Annotated in this window: 19 protein-coding genes; 8 read left to right on the top strand and 11 right to left on the bottom strand. The window is 62.9% G+C overall.

Annotation, left to right across the window (positions count from 1 at the left end; genetic code table 11):
- The first annotated feature begins 52 nt into the window (after positions 1 to 52).
- The 4 genes from KI612_RS18315 (at position 53) to KI612_RS18330 (ending at position 3,113) form a co-directional block, all read left to right on the top strand.
- Positions 53 to 730 (top strand): SIMPL domain-containing protein, encoded by a 678-nt coding sequence (locus KI612_RS18315; protein WP_226441489.1) that lies wholly within the window; start codon positions 53 to 55, stop codon positions 728 to 730.
- 65 nt (positions 731 to 795) lie between these two features.
- Positions 796 to 2,121, top strand: a complete 1,326-nt coding sequence (locus KI612_RS18320) for a DEAD/DEAH box helicase (RefSeq protein ID WP_226441490.1) — start codon at positions 796 to 798, stop codon at positions 2,119 to 2,121.
- A 113-nt stretch (positions 2,122 to 2,234) separates the two neighbouring features.
- Positions 2,235 to 2,417, top strand: a complete 183-nt coding sequence (locus tag KI612_RS18325; RefSeq protein ID WP_226441491.1) for a hypothetical protein — start codon at positions 2,235 to 2,237, stop codon at positions 2,415 to 2,417.
- Between the two features lie 252 nt (positions 2,418 to 2,669).
- Positions 2,670 to 3,113 (top strand): c-type cytochrome, encoded by a 444-nt coding sequence (locus tag KI612_RS18330; RefSeq protein ID WP_226441492.1) that lies wholly within the window; start codon positions 2,670 to 2,672, stop codon positions 3,111 to 3,113.
- Positions 3,114 to 3,210: 97 nt separating this feature from the next.
- On the opposite strand, the gene KI612_RS18335 is transcribed toward KI612_RS18330, so the two are convergent.
- From KI612_RS18335 to KI612_RS18355, 5 genes are all read right to left on the bottom strand, one after another.
- Entirely contained in the window at positions 3,211 to 5,199 is a 1,989-nt protein-coding gene (locus tag KI612_RS18335; RefSeq protein ID WP_226441493.1) for a UvrD-helicase domain-containing protein, read from the bottom strand.
- A 123-nt stretch (positions 5,200 to 5,322) separates the two neighbouring features.
- Positions 5,323 to 5,640 (bottom strand): hypothetical protein, encoded by a 318-nt coding sequence (locus tag KI612_RS18340; RefSeq protein ID WP_226441494.1) that lies wholly within the window; start codon positions 5,638 to 5,640, stop codon positions 5,323 to 5,325.
- 51 nt (positions 5,641 to 5,691) lie between these two features.
- On the bottom strand, positions 5,692 to 6,378 hold the full coding sequence (locus KI612_RS18345) for a DUF4197 domain-containing protein (protein WP_226441495.1): 687 nt from the start codon (positions 6,376 to 6,378) through the stop codon (positions 5,692 to 5,694).
- Positions 6,379 to 6,396: 18 nt separating this feature from the next.
- The gene (locus KI612_RS18350) at positions 6,397 to 7,533 is read right to left on the bottom strand and encodes a PilT/PilU family type 4a pilus ATPase (protein ID WP_319002962.1); all 1,137 of its coding nucleotides are present in this window, start codon (positions 7,531 to 7,533) and stop codon (positions 6,397 to 6,399) included.
- Between the two features lie 29 nt (positions 7,534 to 7,562).
- Positions 7,563 to 8,606 (bottom strand): type IV pilus twitching motility protein PilT, encoded by a 1,044-nt coding sequence (locus KI612_RS18355; RefSeq protein ID WP_226441496.1) that lies wholly within the window; start codon positions 8,604 to 8,606, stop codon positions 7,563 to 7,565.
- Between the two features lie 55 nt (positions 8,607 to 8,661).
- Here KI612_RS18355 and KI612_RS18360 point away from each other — a divergent pair, with 55 nt between their 5' ends.
- Genes KI612_RS18360 through KI612_RS18375 form a run of 4 tightly spaced genes read left to right on the top strand, consistent with a single transcriptional unit; the run spans position 8,662 to position 10,983 of the window.
- Positions 8,662 to 9,351 carry a YggS family pyridoxal phosphate-dependent enzyme gene (locus KI612_RS18360; RefSeq protein ID WP_226441497.1) on the top strand — a complete coding sequence of 230 codons (690 nt, stop codon included), beginning with the start codon at positions 8,662 to 8,664 and terminating at the stop codon, positions 9,349 to 9,351.
- The gene (gene proC / locus KI612_RS18365) at positions 9,348 to 10,160 is read left to right on the top strand and encodes a pyrroline-5-carboxylate reductase (protein ID WP_226441498.1); all 813 of its coding nucleotides are present in this window, start codon (positions 9,348 to 9,350) and stop codon (positions 10,158 to 10,160) included. Before KI612_RS18360 ends, proC begins: the two co-directional genes overlap by 4 nt.
- The gene (locus tag KI612_RS18370) at positions 10,160 to 10,693 is read left to right on the top strand and encodes a YggT family protein (RefSeq protein WP_226441499.1); all 534 of its coding nucleotides are present in this window, start codon (positions 10,160 to 10,162) and stop codon (positions 10,691 to 10,693) included. Before proC ends, KI612_RS18370 begins: the two co-directional genes overlap by 1 nt.
- Entirely contained in the window at positions 10,690 to 10,983 is a 294-nt protein-coding gene (locus tag KI612_RS18375) for a DUF167 domain-containing protein (protein ID WP_226441500.1), read from the top strand. The genes KI612_RS18370 and KI612_RS18375 overlap by 4 nt, the downstream gene beginning before the upstream one ends.
- Positions 10,984 to 11,032: 49 nt before the next feature.
- Here KI612_RS18375 and KI612_RS18380 read toward each other — a convergent pair whose 3' ends face one another.
- The 6 genes from KI612_RS18380 to KI612_RS18405 form a co-directional block, all read right to left on the bottom strand.
- Positions 11,033 to 11,377, bottom strand: coding sequence for a ComEA family DNA-binding protein (locus KI612_RS18380; protein ID WP_226441501.1), 345 nt, complete (start codon positions 11,375 to 11,377; stop codon positions 11,033 to 11,035).
- A 146-nt stretch (positions 11,378 to 11,523) separates the two neighbouring features.
- On the bottom strand, positions 11,524 to 12,771 hold the full coding sequence (locus KI612_RS18385) for a dihydroorotase (RefSeq protein WP_226441502.1): 1,248 nt from the start codon (positions 12,769 to 12,771) through the stop codon (positions 11,524 to 11,526).
- Position 12,772: 1 nt separating this feature from the next.
- Complete coding sequence (locus KI612_RS18390) at positions 12,773 to 13,732, bottom strand: aspartate carbamoyltransferase catalytic subunit (RefSeq protein WP_226441503.1); 960 nt, start codon at positions 13,730 to 13,732, stop codon at positions 12,773 to 12,775.
- Positions 13,725 to 14,234, bottom strand: a complete 510-nt coding sequence (gene pyrR / locus KI612_RS18395; protein WP_226441504.1) for a bifunctional pyr operon transcriptional regulator/uracil phosphoribosyltransferase PyrR — start codon at positions 14,232 to 14,234, stop codon at positions 13,725 to 13,727. The genes KI612_RS18390 and pyrR overlap by 8 nt, the downstream gene beginning before the upstream one ends.
- Complete coding sequence (ruvX, locus tag KI612_RS18400; protein ID WP_226441505.1) at positions 14,218 to 14,643, bottom strand: Holliday junction resolvase RuvX; 426 nt, start codon at positions 14,641 to 14,643, stop codon at positions 14,218 to 14,220. The genes pyrR and ruvX overlap by 17 nt, the downstream gene beginning before the upstream one ends.
- Positions 14,644 to 15,204 carry a YqgE/AlgH family protein gene (locus tag KI612_RS18405; protein ID WP_226441506.1) on the bottom strand — a complete coding sequence of 187 codons (561 nt, stop codon included), beginning with the start codon at positions 15,202 to 15,204 and terminating at the stop codon, positions 14,644 to 14,646.
- Positions 15,205 to 15,291 lie beyond the last annotated feature (87 nt).

The raw sequence follows: 15,291 nt of genomic DNA on the forward strand, positions 1-15,291 counted from the left end.
CCCGGCGTCGCGACGCGGATAATGCACGCACCCGCTGATCAGGAGAAACACCATGTCCTTCCGCCATTTCACCCTTGTTGCACTGCTCGCCGGCAGCCTGCCGCTCGCCCATGCCGGCGCCTTGATCGAACTTTCCGCCGAAGCGAGCCGCCCCGCCGCCAATGACCTGATCCAGGCCCAGGTGTATGCCGAAGCCAATGCCGGCAATCCGGCCGAAGTCGCGCGCCTGGTCAATCGTGACCTCAACGAGGCGCTGAAACTGATCAAGAAGACCACCGGCGTCACCGTCAAGAGCGGCAACCAGAACACCTACCCGATCTACGGCAATGGCCGGCGCATCGAAGGCTGGCGGATGCGCGCCGATCTGCTGCTCGAATCGAAGGACAGCGCCGCCATCTCGGAACTGCTCGCGCGCCTGCAACAGATGAAACTGGCACTCGGCAATGTCAGCCAGATGCCGTCGCCGGCCACGCGCAAGGAAGTCGAGGCCGGCGTCACACGCGACGCAATCCGCGCCTTCGAAGCCCGGGCCGCCGTGATTGCCGAGACGCTGGGCAAGAGTTATCGCATCAAGCGCCTGTCGATCCAGCAGAGCGGCTTCGCGCAACCGATGCCGATGCTGCGCGCCGCCAAAATGGAAATGGCCAGCGCCGTGGCACCGGCCCCGATCGAAGCCGGCGAAAGCCAGGTCAGCACGACGGTCAGCGGCGAAATCGAACTCGCCGATTAAGACAGTCTGAAGCCGGCGACGGCGGAAGCAGGTAAACTCCCGCCTTTCCCCCTTCGGCCATCGCCATGACCTTTGCCTCCCTCGGCCTCGCCGCCCCGCTCCTGCAGGCTCTTGAAACGCTCGGCTACAAGACGCCGACACCGATCCAGGAAAAGGCCATTCCCGCCGTGCTCGCCGGCCGCGACCTGATGGCGGCGGCGCAGACCGGCACCGGCAAGACGGCTGGCTTCGCGCTGCCCATCCTGCAGCGCCTGAGCGAGGCCGAAGACAAGGTCACCAGCAATTCGATCCGCGCCCTCGTCCTGGTGCCGACCCGCGAACTGGCCGAGCAGGTGCATGCCAGCTTCCGCCAGTACGGCGAACATCTGCCGGTCAGCACCTACGCGGCCTACGGCGGCGTCAGCATCAACCCGCAGATGATGCGCCTGCGCCGCGGTGTCGATGTGCTGGTCGCCACCCCCGGCCGCCTGCTCGACCTCTTCCGCCAGAACGCACTGAAGTTCAAGCAGGTGCAGACACTGGTCCTCGACGAGGCCGACCGCATGCTCGACCTCGGTTTTGCGCAGGAGCTGTCCACCGTTTTCGCGGCGCTGCCCAAGCAGCGCCAGACCCTGCTCTTCTCGGCCACCTTCTCCGACGAAATCCGCAGCCTGGCCAAGGGCCGCCTGCGCGATCCGCTGTCGATCGAGGTCAGCCCGCGCAACAGCACCGTCAAGGCGGTCAAGCAGTGGGTCGTACCGGTCGACAAGAAGCGCAAGCCGGAATTGTTCCTGCGCCTGCTCAAGGACCGCAAATGGGGCCAGGTGCTGGTCTTCGTCAAAACGAAAAAAGGCGCCGATGAACTGGTCGCCACGCTGCTCGCCAAGAAGATCCCGGCCGACGCGATCCACGGCGACAAGCCGCAGGCCAGCCGCCAGCGCGCGCTCGACAGCTTCAAGGCAGGCGAGGTGCAGATTCTCGTCGCCACCGACGTCGCGGCGCGCGGTATCGATATCGACGACCTGCCGCAGGTGATCAATTTCGACCTGCCCATCGTCGCCGAGGATTACATCCATCGCATCGGCCGCACCGGCCGGGCCGGCGCCAGCGGCGAGGCGATCTCGCTGGTCTGCGCCGACGAGGCACCGCTGCTCGCCGCCATCGAAACCCTGACCAAGCAGACGCTGAGTCGCGACGAGGAACCCGGTTTCGAGCCGGATCACCGCGTGCCGATGACCAACGGCGCCGGTCAACTGGTCAAAAAGCCGAAAAAACCCAAGGTGCCGGGCGGCCGCGCCGGCAAGGGCGTACCGAGCAACTGGGTCGGCTTCGACGATGCACCGGCCAAAGGCGGCCGGCGCGGCAGCGGTCGACCGGCCACTGGCGGCAAAAAGCCGGCCGCCAAACGCTGACCCGAAATTCACGACACACTGTCTCCAACCTGTGGAAAACCGATATTGCGCTGCGGCATGTCTTGCCTATACTCCGCGCGCAGGATCAAAAAACATAATTGGAGTACAGCAAAATGCAGGTCAAGATTCACTATCGCATCACCCAGGACAGGGCTGGCATTCCGCAGGACTTTAGCGGCGCCCGCCGTTTCGCCGTCAGCGAAGGGCAAGTCATTGAAGACATGGCACGAATCGAACTGGCAGCGGATTACCAGATCCCGCAAAGTGCCGTCGAAATCTGCCGAATCGAGCACTGAGCGGCATTGCGGCGGAAACAGCAACAAAAATGACGTCGCGATGAACACATTCGGTTACACAAGGCTACGAAAGGACGACAGACGAAGGACGGGGGAAAAATTACACTGCAGTTGTGCATTGAACCCCTCCTCTCGAAATCCCCCCTTTCGAGAATTTCAACCCCGCCGCTGGCGGGGTTTTTTTTTGCCCGGAAATCGGACTCAAGCCGTTATAATTGCGCACTTTTATTTTTCCGCAATGAGGTATTCAGCATGGCCGAGAAGCACTCTTCAACGCGCATCATGTGGGCAGTGATCGGTATTGCTGTCGCCCTGATCGCAGTCATCTACCCGCTCACCGTCAAGAACTCCACCTCCGCGGCCGATGCCGTCGGCGGCAATGACGAAGCCGATGTCCGCATCCAGCCGGTCGCCAAGTTCGAACTGGCCAAGGCCGAAGCAGCCGCTGCCAGCGGCCCGCGCGATGGCGCGACGATCTACAACAGCGTTTGCGGCGCCTGCCACAACACTGGCGCTGCCGGCGCACCGAAGATCGATGACAAGGCTGCCTGGGCACCGCGCCTGGCGACCGGCAAGGCTGCGCTGATCAACAGCGTCACCAACGGCAAGAACGCCATGCCGGCCAAGGGCGGCGCCACGCTGTCCGACGAGGAAATCAAGAACGTCGTCGAATACGTCATGGGCAAGGCCAAGTAAGCCGGTTCAGACCCATGAAAAAGGAGGCTGCGGCCTCCTTTTTTTACGTCCGGATTTTGCCGTTCTGCAGCGGTCGACCGCTGGAAAAGGGCAAAAATCAGCGTTTGCCGGCCAGCATCGCCTTCATCGCATCGAGCCGGGCATTGCCGGTCGCCTTGTCGGGCGGGGTATCGGCCTTGCCGCCGGCAAAGCGGATGTCGTCGCGCCCCATTTCGTCGATGAAGCGCGACGGCTCGCAGGGCACGAACTCGCGCGCCTGCTTGCGCCGCTCGCACCAGGAAATGTTCAGCGTGTGCTGGGCACGGGTGATGCCGACGTACATCAGACGGCGTTCTTCCTCGATCTTGGTCGGATCGGTCGACTCGCGGTGCGGCAGGATACCTTCCTCGACACCGACCAGGAAGACATGCTTGTACTCCAGCCCCTTCGACGCATGCAGGGTCGACAGCTGCACGGCATCGACCTCCTCGTCGTTCTGCTTGTCGAGCATGTTGATCAGGGCAATGCTCTGGGTCAGGTCGATCAGCGTCTTGCCGTCCTGCTCGCCCTTGCGGTTGAGCCAGTTGGCGAATTCGCAGACATTGCCCCAGCGCGTCTGCGCCGTGCGCTCCTCTTCCTGGTCGTAGAGGTAGGTCTCGTAGTCGATTGCCTTGATCAGGTCGGGCAGCACCTGCTGTGCCGGCTCGCGTATCGCGCGTTCCTGGGTGCGGTTGATGAACTGGCAGAACTCGAGCAGCGGCTCGAGCTGGCGCGCCTGGACGCGCATCGCGAAGCCTTCTTCGAAGGCGGCCTGGAACAGCGAGATATGGCGCTCGCCGGCGTAGGTGCCGAGCACCTGCAGGGTCGCCGCGCCGATGCCGCGCTTGGGCGTCGTCGCCGCGCGGATGAAGGCGGGATCGTCGTCCTCGTTGGTGAGCAGGCGCAGGTAGGCGGTGATGTCCTTGATCTCGGCCTTGTCGAAGAAGGACTTGCCGCCTGACAGCAGATAGGGAATACGGTGGTCGCGCAGGTATTCCTCGAAGCCGCGCGCCTGGTGATTGGAGCGATAGAGGATGGCGTAGTCCTTGAACTTGGCGCGGTGCTCGAAGCGGTGCGCCTGCAGTTTCATGACCACGCCCTCGGCCTCGGCGTCGTTGTCGCGGCAGGCGGTGACGCTGATCTGCTCGCCGAGACCCAGCTCCGACCAGAGCTTTTTGTCGAACAGCTTCTCGTTGTTTGCAATGACGTTGTTGGCCGCCTTCAGGATGCGCACCGTCGAGCGGTAATTCTGTTCGAGCTTGATCACCTTGAGGGCCGGAAACTCGTTCGGCAACTTCTTCAGGTTCTCGATATCGGCACCGCGCCAGCCGTAGATCGCCTGGTCGTCGTCGCCGACCGCGGTGAATTGCTGGCGGACGCCGGTCAGCAGCTTGAGCACCTGGTATTGGCAGGCATTGGTGTCCTGGTACTCGTCGACCAGCAGGTAGCGCAGGCGGTTCTGCCACTTGTCGGCGATTTCCGGATGCTCGTTGAAGAGCTTCACCGGCAGGCCGATCAGGTCGTCGAAATCGACCGCCTGGTAGGCCTTGAGCGTCGCCTCGTAGGACAGGAAGGCGTGTGCCGCGAGCTTTTCGTGCTCGTCGCGCGCCAGGTGACGGGCCGCTTCCGGCGAGACCAGCGCGTTCTTCCAGTTCGAGATGATCGACTGCAGGTTGCGCAGCGTCGCCTTGTCCACGGTCTTGGCGACTTCGCTGATGATGCCGGCACAGTCGGCCGAATCGAAGATCGAGAAACGCGGCTTGTAGCCGAGCGCCTTGGCTTCCTCGCGCAGGATGCGCACGCCCAGCGAATGGAAAGTGGAGATCTGCAGCTGGTCGGCCTGCGGCTTCGACAGGATCTTGCCGATGCGTTCCTGCATTTCCTTCGCCGCCTTGTTGGTGAAGGTGATCGCCGCCACGTTGCGCGGCTGGTAACCGCAGTCCTGCACCAGGTAGGCAATCTTTTGCGTGATGACCCGCGTCTTGCCCGAGCCGGCACCGGCCAGCACCAGCAAGGGGCCGTCCAGGTAATGAATTGCTTCGCGCTGCTGCGGATTGAGGCCGGACATGTCTCTGCAAAAGGCAGCGCCCCGACGATGCGGGGCGCCTGTGAATTCGATGGGCCAATTCTAACCCAGGCCGGCGGAGGGTTGAAAATTGCCCCGCGCCCGGCGTCGACCGGCTGAATACGCTCAGGCGGTGTCGTCTACCTGGTGAAACTCCGGGGTTTGCGCCGGCTGGCGCAGCAATTCGTCAGCCGCAGCACCGAGCAAGCTCAACTGCGCCGCCACCGCGCGCGCATCGGCCAGCACCTGTTCGCCACCTTCAAACGGCCCGATCGCACGCGGATCAACCTCGGCGATTTCCTGTTGCAGGCTGCGCTGGCGATCACCTTCGATGCCTTCGGCCGCTTCGACCCGGCGCACCTGCTCGTCGGCGGCATGGCGCGCGCGCTCGCCGGTTTCGCGAACAGGTGACTGAGTAGTCGATTCGAGGCGGCTCAGTTTCATCAGATGGACTCCTTGAGTTATCTAACGACCGCCGAACCGCCCGACTTGAGTTTACAGCGCGCCGAACACCTTCTTCAGCAGGTCACTGCCGGCACCGACCGGGTTCGCACGCAGCTTTTGTTCCTCTTCGGCAATCATCAGGAACAGGCCGTCCATCGCCTTTTGCGTGACGTAGCCGTCAAGATCGGCATCCTTCTGGTCGATCAGGCCGCTGCTCGCCGCCTTGCCGGCAAACTGGTTGTACTTGTCGGCGAGCTTCAGCTTGCTGGTCGAGGCCTTGACGATGGGCATGAACTTCTCGCTGAGCTGCGTCGAGGAAGTACGCTTGAAGTATTGCGTGACGCTGCCTTCGCCCCCGGTCAGGATGCCCTTGGCGTCCTGCACGCTCATTTTCTTGATCGACTCGACGAGGATGGGCTTGGCTTCGGCCACGGCATCCTCGGCCGCATGGTTCATCGTTTCGATCAGTTGGTCAGCCTGTTTGCCCATGCCGAACATGCGCAACCCCTTCTCGGCCTTCTGCAGGTAACCGGGCAGCGGAATCTTGACCTTGCTGTTGCCCATGAAACCGCCATCCTTGCCGAGCGAGGCAACCGCGTAATCGGCGCCCTTGGCCAGGGCTTCCTTGACCCCGGCACTGGCATCGCCGGTCGAAATGGCATCCAGCGCCCCGGCCTGGGCCAGCGCAGCGGTCAACAGCAGAAAAAGGGCAAAAATCGAATTGAGCAGGCGGCGCATGAGGTTCTCCGGAATGGGTCAGACAATATCGAGATGGCCGAGGCCGCTGGTCAGGTCGCGATCCTTGGCATCCTTGCCGAGCAGCTTGATCTGCAGACGCAGGTCGTTCAGCGAATCGGCATTGCGCAGCGCATCCTCGTAGCTGATCTTGCCGGCCTCGTAGAGGTCGAACAGCGCCTGGTCGAAGGTCTGCATGCCGAGCTCGCGCGACTTCTTCATGATTTCCTTGATTTCATGCACCTCGCCCTTGAAGATGAGGTCGGAAATCAGCGGCGAATTGAGCAGGATCTCGACCGCGGCGACGCGGCCCTTGCCGTCCTTCTTGGGCAGCAGTCGCTGCGAGACCATGGCGCGCAGGTTGAGCGACAGGTCCATCAGCAATTGCTGCCGGCGCTCTTCCGGGAAGAAGTTGATGATCCGGTCGATCGCCTGGTTGGCGCTGTTGGCGTGCAGGGTGGCCAGGGCGAGGTGGCCGGTTTCGGCGAAGGCGATGGCGTAGTCCATGGTGTTGCGATCGCGGATTTCGCCCATCATGATGACGTCCGGCGCCTGGCGCAGCGTGTTGCGCAGGGCCGGGCCCCAGTCATCGGTATCCACCCCGACTTCGCGCTGGGTGATGATGCAGTTCTTGTGCTCGTGCACGTATTCGATCGGATCCTCGACGGTGATGATGTGACCGTAGGAGTTCTCGTTGCGGTAATCGACCACCGCCGCCAGCGACGTCGATTTGCCGGTACCGGTACCGCCGACCATGATGATCAGGCCGCGCTTGGTCATCGCCAGATCCTTGAGCACGGGCGGCAGTTGCAGCTCGTCCAGGGTCGGAATGCTCATGTTGATGGTGCGGCAAACAACGCCGACGCGCCCCTGCTGGACCAGTGCATTGACCCGGAAACGGCCGATGCCGGTCGGCGAGATGGCGAAATTGCACTCCTTGCTCGCTTCGAATTCGGCCGCCTGGCGGTCGTTCATGATCGAGCGCGCCAGCTCGGCGGTATGCGAGGCCGTCAGCACCTGATTGGAGACCGGCGTGATCTTGCCGTCGATCTTGATCGCCGGCGGAAAGCCGGCGGTGATGAACAAGTCGGACCCTTTTTTCTGCGACATCAGTCGCAGCAGGTCGTGCATGAATTTCATTGCCTGATCGCGTTCCATTCCCTGCCTTTCAGTTGTAATGCACCGGATCAGACCGGGAACGCATCCTTGTTGGCTGCCTTGTTGCGTGCTTCATTGCTTGAGACGATATTGCGCCGCACCATGTCGAGCAGATTCTGGTCCAGCGTCTGCATGCCGAAATTCTGGCCGGTCTGGATCGCCGAATACATCTGCGCCACCTTGTTCTCGCGAATCAGGTTGCGGATGGCCGGCGTACCGATCAGGATTTCATGCGCCGCGACGCGGCCGGTGCCATCCTTGGTCTTGAGCAGGGTCTGCGAAATGACGGCGCGCAGGGATTCGGACAGCATCGAGCGGACCATTTCCTTTTCCGCCGCAGGAAACACATCGACGATACGGTCGACCGTCTTGGCGGCCGAAGAAGTATGCAGGGTGCCGAACACCAGGTGACCCGTTTCGGCCGCGGTCAGCGCCAGGCGGATGGTTTCCAGGTCACGCAATTCGCCGACCAGGATGACGTCCGGATCCTCGCGCAGCGCCGAGCGCAAGGCGTTCGAGAAGGACAGCGTGTGCGGCCCGACCTCGCGCTGGTTGATCAGGCATTTCTTTGCCTCGTGCACGAATTCGATCGGATCTTCGACGGTCAGGATATGGCCGTAATCGTTTTCATTGACGTGGTTGACCATCGCCGCCAGCGTCGTCGACTTGCCTGAACCGGTCGGGCCGGTAACCAGCACGATGCCGCGCGGGTACTCGGAAATTTCCTTGAAAATCTTCGGACAGTTCAGCTCTTCAAGCGTCAGCACCTTGGACGGAATGGTCCGGAAAACGGCACCGGCACCGCGTTGCTGGTTGAAGGCATTGACCCGGAATCGCGCCAGATTGGGAATTTCGAAGGAGAAATCGCACTCCAGCGTTTCTTCATAGATCTTGCGCTGACCGTCGTTCATGATGTCATACACCATGCCGTGCACATCCTTGTGCTCCATCGCCGGCAGGTTGATGCGGCGCACGTCGCCATGGACGCGGATCATCGGCGGCAGGCCGGACGACAGGTGGAGGTCGGAGGCCTTGTTCTTGACACCAAAGGCCAGCAGTTCGGTAATGTCCATACGGATCGTCCTTAAGGCGCGTGTATACTGGGGGCAGACGCAATTCCAATGGATTATGAGCGCAATCGCCACCAACCTGCAAGCTGTCCGGACCCGTATCGCCGCTGCGGCAAGCGCTGCCGGCCGGACGCCGGAAAGCATCACGCTGCTGGCGGTCAGCAAGACCAAGCCGCTCGCTGACGTACTGGCCGCAGCTGCCGCCGGACAGACCGCCTTCGGCGAAAACTATGTCCAGGAAGGCTGCGAAAAGGCAGCCGCAACGGTCGACCTCCATCTCGAGTGGCATTTCATCGGCCCGCTGCAAAGCAACAAGACGCGCCTGGTCGCCGAGCATTTTGCCTGGGTGCACTCGGTCGACCGCCTGAAAATCGCCGAAAGGCTGTCAGCACAACGCCCGACCGATTTGCCGCCGCTCCAGGTGTGCGTCCAGGTCAATGTCTCCGGCGAAGCGAGCAAGAGCGGCTGCACACCCGCCGAAGCACTCGCCCTGTGCCAGGCCGTCGCCGCCCTGCCGCAACTGCGCCTGCGTGGCCTGATGGCGATTCCCGAACCGGCCGACGATGCCGCTGCGCAGCGTGCGCCTTTGCGCCAGTTGCGGGAAATTTACGAATCGATCCGGGCGGCCGGTTTGCCGCTCGATACCTTGTCCATGGGCATGACCCACGATCTTGAAGCAGCCATTGCCGAAGGTGCGACCATCGTCCGCGTCGGCACGGCCATTTTTGGTGAGAGAAACTACACATGAAGATTACATTCCTTGGCGGCGGCAACATGGCCAACGCGCTGATCGGCGGCATGCTCAAGCAGGGCTTCGCCGCGGCTGACATCACGGTCATCGACCCGGGCAGCGAAGCGCGCGCCAGGCTGGCGCAAAGCTATGCGGTCAACTGCCTGGAATCGGCCGAAATGCTCACCGCTGCTGGCGACGTGCTGGTCCTCGCGGTCAAGCCGCAGCAGATGAAGGAAGCCGTTGCACCGCTCGTTGGCAAACTGGGCAACGCGCTGGTCATCAGCATCGCCGCCGGCCTCGACATGGCCGCCCTGTCGCGCTGGCTGGGCGGCCATCGCCAGATCGTCCGCTGCATGCCCAACACGCCGGCCCTGATCGGCGCCGGCATCACCGGGCTGTGTGCCCGGCCGGAAGTAAGCACTGAGCAGCGCGCTACCGCTGACCGCGTTTTGCGCACCGTCGGCACCACGGTCTGGATCGAGGACGAAGCAAAAATCGACGGTGTCACCGCCATTTCAGGCAGCGGCCCGGCCTACGTTTTCCTGTTCATCGAAGCGCTGCAACAGGCCGCCGCCGACCTCGGCTTCACGCCGGAACAGGGCCGCCTGCTGGCCATCGAAACAGTCCAGGGTGCCGCCGCGCTGGCCGCCAACTCCGTCGAGCCGGCATCCGTGCTGCGCGAACGCGTGACCTCCAAGGGTGGCACTACCGCAGCCGCGCTGCAGGTCATGGCGGATACCGGCGTCAAGGAAGGCATTGTCGCCGGCTGCATGGCGGCCGCCGCTCGCGGCCAGGAACTCGGCAAGATCCTCGGAGCCGATTGATGCAAGCCCTTCTCTTTCTGGTCGACACCGTTATCGGTTTTTTCTGCACGCTGTTCCTGCTGCGCTTCATGATGCAGGCGATGCGCGTTTCGTTCGCCGGCCAGATCGGCAGTTTCGTCGTTGCGCTGACCAACTGGGCAGTCAAACCGCTGCGCCGCATCATTCCCGGCATCGGCGGCTTCGACTGGGCCAGCCTGCTTGCCGCACTCGCCCTGCAACTGTTGCTCGCCATATTCCTTGTCGCCATCTCGGGGCGCGACCCGGGCAGCGACGGCGGCGCGCTCGCCCTGATGGCACTCTGGTTCGCACTGCGCAGCCTGCTCCGCCTGGCGGTCTACATCATGATCGGCACCCTGATCCTGCAAGCCGTGCTCTCCTGGATCAACCCCTACTCGCCGTTCGCAGCACCGGCCCATCAGCTGACGCGGCCGCTGCTCGATCCGATCCGCCGCATCGTGCCACTGATTTCCGGCATCGACCTGTCGCCGCTGGTTGCCATCCTGCTCTTGCAGGTCGTTCTGAGAGTCCTGTGAGCGAGTGGTTCCGGCTGACTGGCGACGGGCGCATCACGCTGACCCTGCATATCCAGCCGGGCGCCAAGAAGACGGAATTCGCCGGCTTGCACGGCGATGCACTGAAGATCCGGCTCGCTGCGCCGCCGGTGGATGGCAAGGCGAATGAAGCGCTGGTTCGCTTTCTCGCCGACGTGCTCGACCTGCCGAAATCGGCAGTCATTCTGAAAAGCGGCCAGACTTCGCGGCGCAAGGTGCTCGAAGTCACCGGCAGCGATAGCGCACGCATCAGCGCGCTCAGCGGTATCTGAGGCAACAAAAAAGCGGGCAATTGCCCGCTTTTCGCTTGCTTTCCCGACTTTACTTCACCGGTGCCGCAGGCTTGGGTGCTGCTGCGGCGGGCGCCGGTGGAACAGCCTTCGCAGCGGCCTTGGGGGCCACCGGCGCTTCACCCCCACCCACCGTCAACTCGCTGCGCAGCTTGTCCAGGGTCTTGGCACCGAAGCCCTTGACGGCCTTGAGGTCATCGACGCTCTTGAATGGGCCGTTCTTGGTCCGGTAATCGACAATGGCCTGCGCCTTGCCGGGGCCGATACCTTTGACGGCATCGAGTTCTTCCGGGGTTGCGGTATTGATATTGACCGCGGCAAAGGCCAGATTGATGCTTGCCAGTGCGGCAAGAATCAGCGACAGAACATGCTTCATGAATGTTCACCTCCGTGATTGTCAGCGTTTGATTGATCTTCATCATTTGCAGCGCCGCCGCAAGGTGGCAATGCAAATGACATATTAGTGACCAACCGACAAAAACACAGGTGCTTGATTTGTCAATTTTTGTAATGCCACAGGCATTACGCCGTATAAACCAGGCGCCCTTCGGCCAGGGTAGCCCTGACTTGCCCATTCATCGCGTAACCCAGCCAGGGCGAATTCTTGCCGCGGCTCTTCAGGGCTTCCGGCGTCACCAGCCAGTTGGCGGCCGGATCGAAAACGCAGACATCCGCCGTTGCGCCCACGCCCAGCTGACCGAGCGGCAGGCCCAGCACTTCGGCCGGGGCACAGGTGATGCGGGCGAGCGCAGCGGACAGCGGGACACCGGCGGCTTCGGCCCATTTCAGGGTCAGCGGCAGCAGCAGTTCGAGGCCGGTCGCACCCGGCTTGGCTTCACCGAAGGGCAGCAGCTTGTCATCAGCGCCGACCGGCGTATGGTCGGAACAGATCGCTGCCAGGCCGCCAGCGGCGGCATTCGACAGTGCCAGACGATCGCTTTGGGCACGCAGGGGCGGACAGAAGCGGGCGTGCGGGTTGAAGAAACCGATATCGTTTTCGGTCAGCAGCAGGTGATGGATGCCGATGTCGAAAGTCACCGGCAGGCCTTCGTCACGCGCCGCCGTGAGCAGGGCAACACCGGCCGCCGAGGAAAGTCGGGTGAGATGGACGCGACAGCCGGTGTCGCGCACCAGCTGAACGATGGTGGCAATCGCGATGGTTTCGGCGGCGACCGGAATGCCGGCCAGACCGAGCCGGCTGGCGACTTCGCCCTCATGTGCGATACCGTTGCGCGACAGCCAGTAATCCTGCGGCTGCAGCCAGACGGCAAAACCGAAGGTGGCGGCATATTCCATGGCGCGCAGCAGGGCCTCGGTATCGACCACCGGCTTGTTGGCCTGCGAGAAAGCCACACAGCCCGCCTTTTTCAGGCCGGCCAGTTCGGCCAAGCGTTCGCCATTCAAACCCAGGGTCAGGGCACCGAGCGGCAGGATGCGCGCCTTGCCGATCTCCTCGCCGCGATGTACCAGACGGTCGGCCAGTTCCGGCTCGTCGAGCGGCGGATCGGCATCCGGCGGCACGACGACCGAGGTCACGCCACCGGCAACGGCGGCCGCCAGTTCGGCCTGAATACTGTTGAGGCGGGCACCGAGGTCGATCAGGCCGGGACAGACGATGCAGCCGGTTGCGTCGATACTTTTATCGGCAACGAAACCGGCCGGTGCATCGCCGACTGCGGCGATCTTGCCAGCGGCAATGTAAAGGCTGGCCAGACGGTCGACACCGTTTTTCGGGTCGATGATGCGGCCGTTCAGAATGACTGTGTTCATCTCAATTCCCCGCAACGATGCTCATGACGGCCATGCGCACGGCAATACCGAAAGTGACCTGGGGCAGGATCACGGCCTGCGAACCGTCGGCCACGGCCGAGTGGATTTCGACACCGCGGTTCATCGGCCCCGGGTGCATGACGATCGCGTCCGGCTTGGCGCGCGCCAGCTTCTGCGGCGTCAGGCCGTAGTGGCGGAAATACTCGCCGGCCGAAGGCAGCAGCGCGCCGGTCATGCGCTCGTTCTGCAGGCGCAGCATGATCACCACGTCGCAATCCTTGAGGCCTTCTTCCATGTCGTGGAAGACCTGCACGCCGAGCTTGTCCATATATTTGGGGAGCAGCGTTTCCGGACCGATCGCACGCACTTCCGGCACGCCGAGCGTGGTCAGGGCGTGGATGTCGGAGCGGGCGACACGCGAGTGCAGGATGTCGCCGACGATGGCGACACGCAACTGCGTGAAGTCCTTCTTGTAATGGCGGATGGTGTACATGTCGAGCAGGCCCTGCGTCGGATGCGCATGCCGCCCGTCGCCGGCATTGACGACGTGGATGTCATCGCGCCCGACGCGCTGCAGGTGCTCGGCGATCAGGTAGGGTGCGCCGGAGGAGGCGTGCCGCACGACGAACAGGTTGGCGTGCATCGCACACAGGTTGTCGATGGTGTCGAGCAGGGTCTCGCCCTTGCTCGCCGACGACTTGTTGATGTCGAGATTGATGACGTCAGCCGACAGGCGCTTGGCGGCAATCTCGAAGGTGGTGCGGGTACGCGTCGAGTTCTCGAAGAACAGGTTGAAGACGCTCTTGCCGCGCAGCAGCGGCACCTTCTTCACTTCGCGCGCCGAAACTTCCATGAAGGATTCGGCGGTATCGAGAATCTGGTTGAGGATGGCCTTGGGCAGGCCCTCGATCGACAACAGGTGGGCGAGCTCGCCGTTCTTGTTCAACTGCGGGTTATACATTTTCCAGCCTCCAGGCGAGTTGACCGCTGGCGTTGCGATCAAGAACCAGATTCTGACCATCCTGCAAAGTCACGTCCCAGACACCCCAGGTCGGCGCCACCGGCAGTTCGCGGCCACCGCGGTCGGCGAGCACAGCCAGCGCCACCGAGGCCGGGCGACCGTAGTCGAACAGCTCGTTGATCGCAGCGCGCGTCGTGCGCCCGGTGTAGAGCACGTCATCGACCAGGATCAGGTGGCGCCCTTCGACATCGAAGGGAATCAGCGTCGGTCGACACTGCGGATGCAGGCCTTTTTCGGCGAAGTCGTCGCGGTAGAAGGAAACGTCGATCATGCCGATTTCTTCCGGCAGGCCAAGCAGTTCCTTCAGGCGCTCGGCGATCCAGGCGCCGCCGCTGTAAATGCCGACCAGAGCCGGATTCTTGTGCAGCTGCGGCCGGATCAGTTCGGCCAGCTGGCGGCACTGTGCCTCGGCGTCGGGCAGGGAATCAAGTTGTTGGGACATGCGGACTTTCAAACCAGGTTTGGAGAATGAGTTGGGCTGCCACGGCGTCAAGCAGCGGCTTGGCGGACTTGCTGTTGCGGCCGGTTTCGCGCAAGCGGGCTTCGGCATCGAGCGAAGTCAGGCGCTCGTCGGCAAAGCCGACCGGGATGTTGTAGCGGCGCTTGAGGCGCTCGGCAAACTTGGTGGCCAGGCGGGTCATTTCGTGCGGCGTGCCGTCGGCGTGCGTCGGCAGGCCGACCACCAGCTGTTCCGGCTGCCATTCGGCAACCAGTTTGGCGATCGCGGCGAAGCGGTCGTCGTTCGATTCGGCATGGATGGTGGTCAGCGGATGCGCCGTACCGAGCAGGGTTTCGCCGGTCGCCACACCGATGCGCTTTTCACCGAAATCAAAGGCGAGGACAGTACCCACCTAGGCGTGCCCGGCCACGTCGGAGAGCTGCGTGAAGCTGATACCCAGCTTCTGCATCGCCGCGGGCAGACGCTCTTCCGGCGGCAGGTCGAACAGGATGCTGGCCTTGGCCGGCACGGTCAACCATGAATTCTGGGCCAATTCCGCCTCGAGCTGGCCGGCATCCCAGCCGGCATAGCCGAGGGTGACGATGATTTCGGAAGGCAGGCCATCACTGGCCACCGCCGCCAGCACGTCGCGCGAACTGGTCAGGCCGACTTCCTCGTTGACGGCAAGCGTCGATTGCCACTGCCCGACCGGACGATGCAGCACGAAGCCGCGATCGAGCTGCACCGGGCCACCGAAATAGACCGGATGTCCGGCAATGCCTTCGGCGTCGAGCTTGATGTCGATTTTCTCGAACAGCCCGGCCAGGTCCATGTCGATCGGACGATTGACGATCACGCCCAGCGCGCCCTTCTCGTTGTGTTCGCAGATATAGACGAGGGCGTGCGCGAAATAGGGGTCTTCCAGCGCCGGCATGGCGATCAGGAAGTTATCAGTCAAATTGACGCTGTTCATGGCCGCGATTTTAATGGAAAAATCGACCGGCTACCGGCTTTGCCTGCACTTCGCCCACCCGCCATGCGTCGGGCGCAATCGGCCGAC

This window comes from Quatrionicoccus australiensis (genome assembly GCF_020510525.1).
In the GTDB taxonomy this organism is placed as follows: Bacteria; Pseudomonadota; Gammaproteobacteria; order Burkholderiales; family Rhodocyclaceae; genus Azonexus; species Azonexus australiensis_B.

Coding starts and splice junctions, on each gene's coding strand:
- KI612_RS18315 (WP_226441489.1), top strand. CDS start 53: ATGTCCTTCCGCCATTTCACCCTTGTTGCACTGCTCGCCGGCAGCCTG.
- KI612_RS18320 (WP_226441490.1), top strand. CDS start 796: ATGACCTTTGCCTCCCTCGGCCTCGCCGCCCCGCTCCTGCAGGCTCTT.
- KI612_RS18325 (WP_226441491.1), top strand. CDS start 2,235: ATGCAGGTCAAGATTCACTATCGCATCACCCAGGACAGGGCTGGCATT.
- KI612_RS18330 (WP_226441492.1), top strand. CDS start 2,670: ATGGCCGAGAAGCACTCTTCAACGCGCATCATGTGGGCAGTGATCGGT.
- KI612_RS18335 (WP_226441493.1), bottom strand. CDS start 5,199: ATGTCCGGCCTCAATCCGCAGCAGCGCGAAGCAATTCATTACCTGGAC.
- KI612_RS18340 (WP_226441494.1), bottom strand. CDS start 5,640: ATGAAACTGAGCCGCCTCGAATCGACTACTCAGTCACCTGTTCGCGAA.
- KI612_RS18345 (WP_226441495.1), bottom strand. CDS start 6,378: ATGCGCCGCCTGCTCAATTCGATTTTTGCCCTTTTTCTGCTGTTGACC.
- KI612_RS18350 (WP_319002962.1), bottom strand. CDS start 7,533: ATGGAACGCGATCAGGCAATGAAATTCATGCACGACCTGCTGCGACTG.
- KI612_RS18355 (WP_226441496.1), bottom strand. CDS start 8,606: ATGGACATTACCGAACTGCTGGCCTTTGGTGTCAAGAACAAGGCCTCC.
- KI612_RS18360 (WP_226441497.1), top strand. CDS start 8,662: ATGAGCGCAATCGCCACCAACCTGCAAGCTGTCCGGACCCGTATCGCC.
- proC (WP_226441498.1), top strand. CDS start 9,348: ATGAAGATTACATTCCTTGGCGGCGGCAACATGGCCAACGCGCTGATC.
- KI612_RS18370 (WP_226441499.1), top strand. CDS start 10,160: ATGCAAGCCCTTCTCTTTCTGGTCGACACCGTTATCGGTTTTTTCTGC.
- KI612_RS18380 (WP_226441501.1), bottom strand. CDS start 11,377: ATGAAGCATGTTCTGTCGCTGATTCTTGCCGCACTGGCAAGCATCAAT.
- KI612_RS18385 (WP_226441502.1), bottom strand. CDS start 12,771: ATGAACACAGTCATTCTGAACGGCCGCATCATCGACCCGAAAAACGGT.
- KI612_RS18390 (WP_226441503.1), bottom strand. CDS start 13,732: ATGTATAACCCGCAGTTGAACAAGAACGGCGAGCTCGCCCACCTGTTG.
- pyrR (WP_226441504.1), bottom strand. CDS start 14,234: ATGTCCCAACAACTTGATTCCCTGCCCGACGCCGAGGCACAGTGCCGC.
- KI612_RS18405 (WP_226441506.1), bottom strand. CDS start 15,204: ATGAACAGCGTCAATTTGACTGATAACTTCCTGATCGCCATGCCGGCG.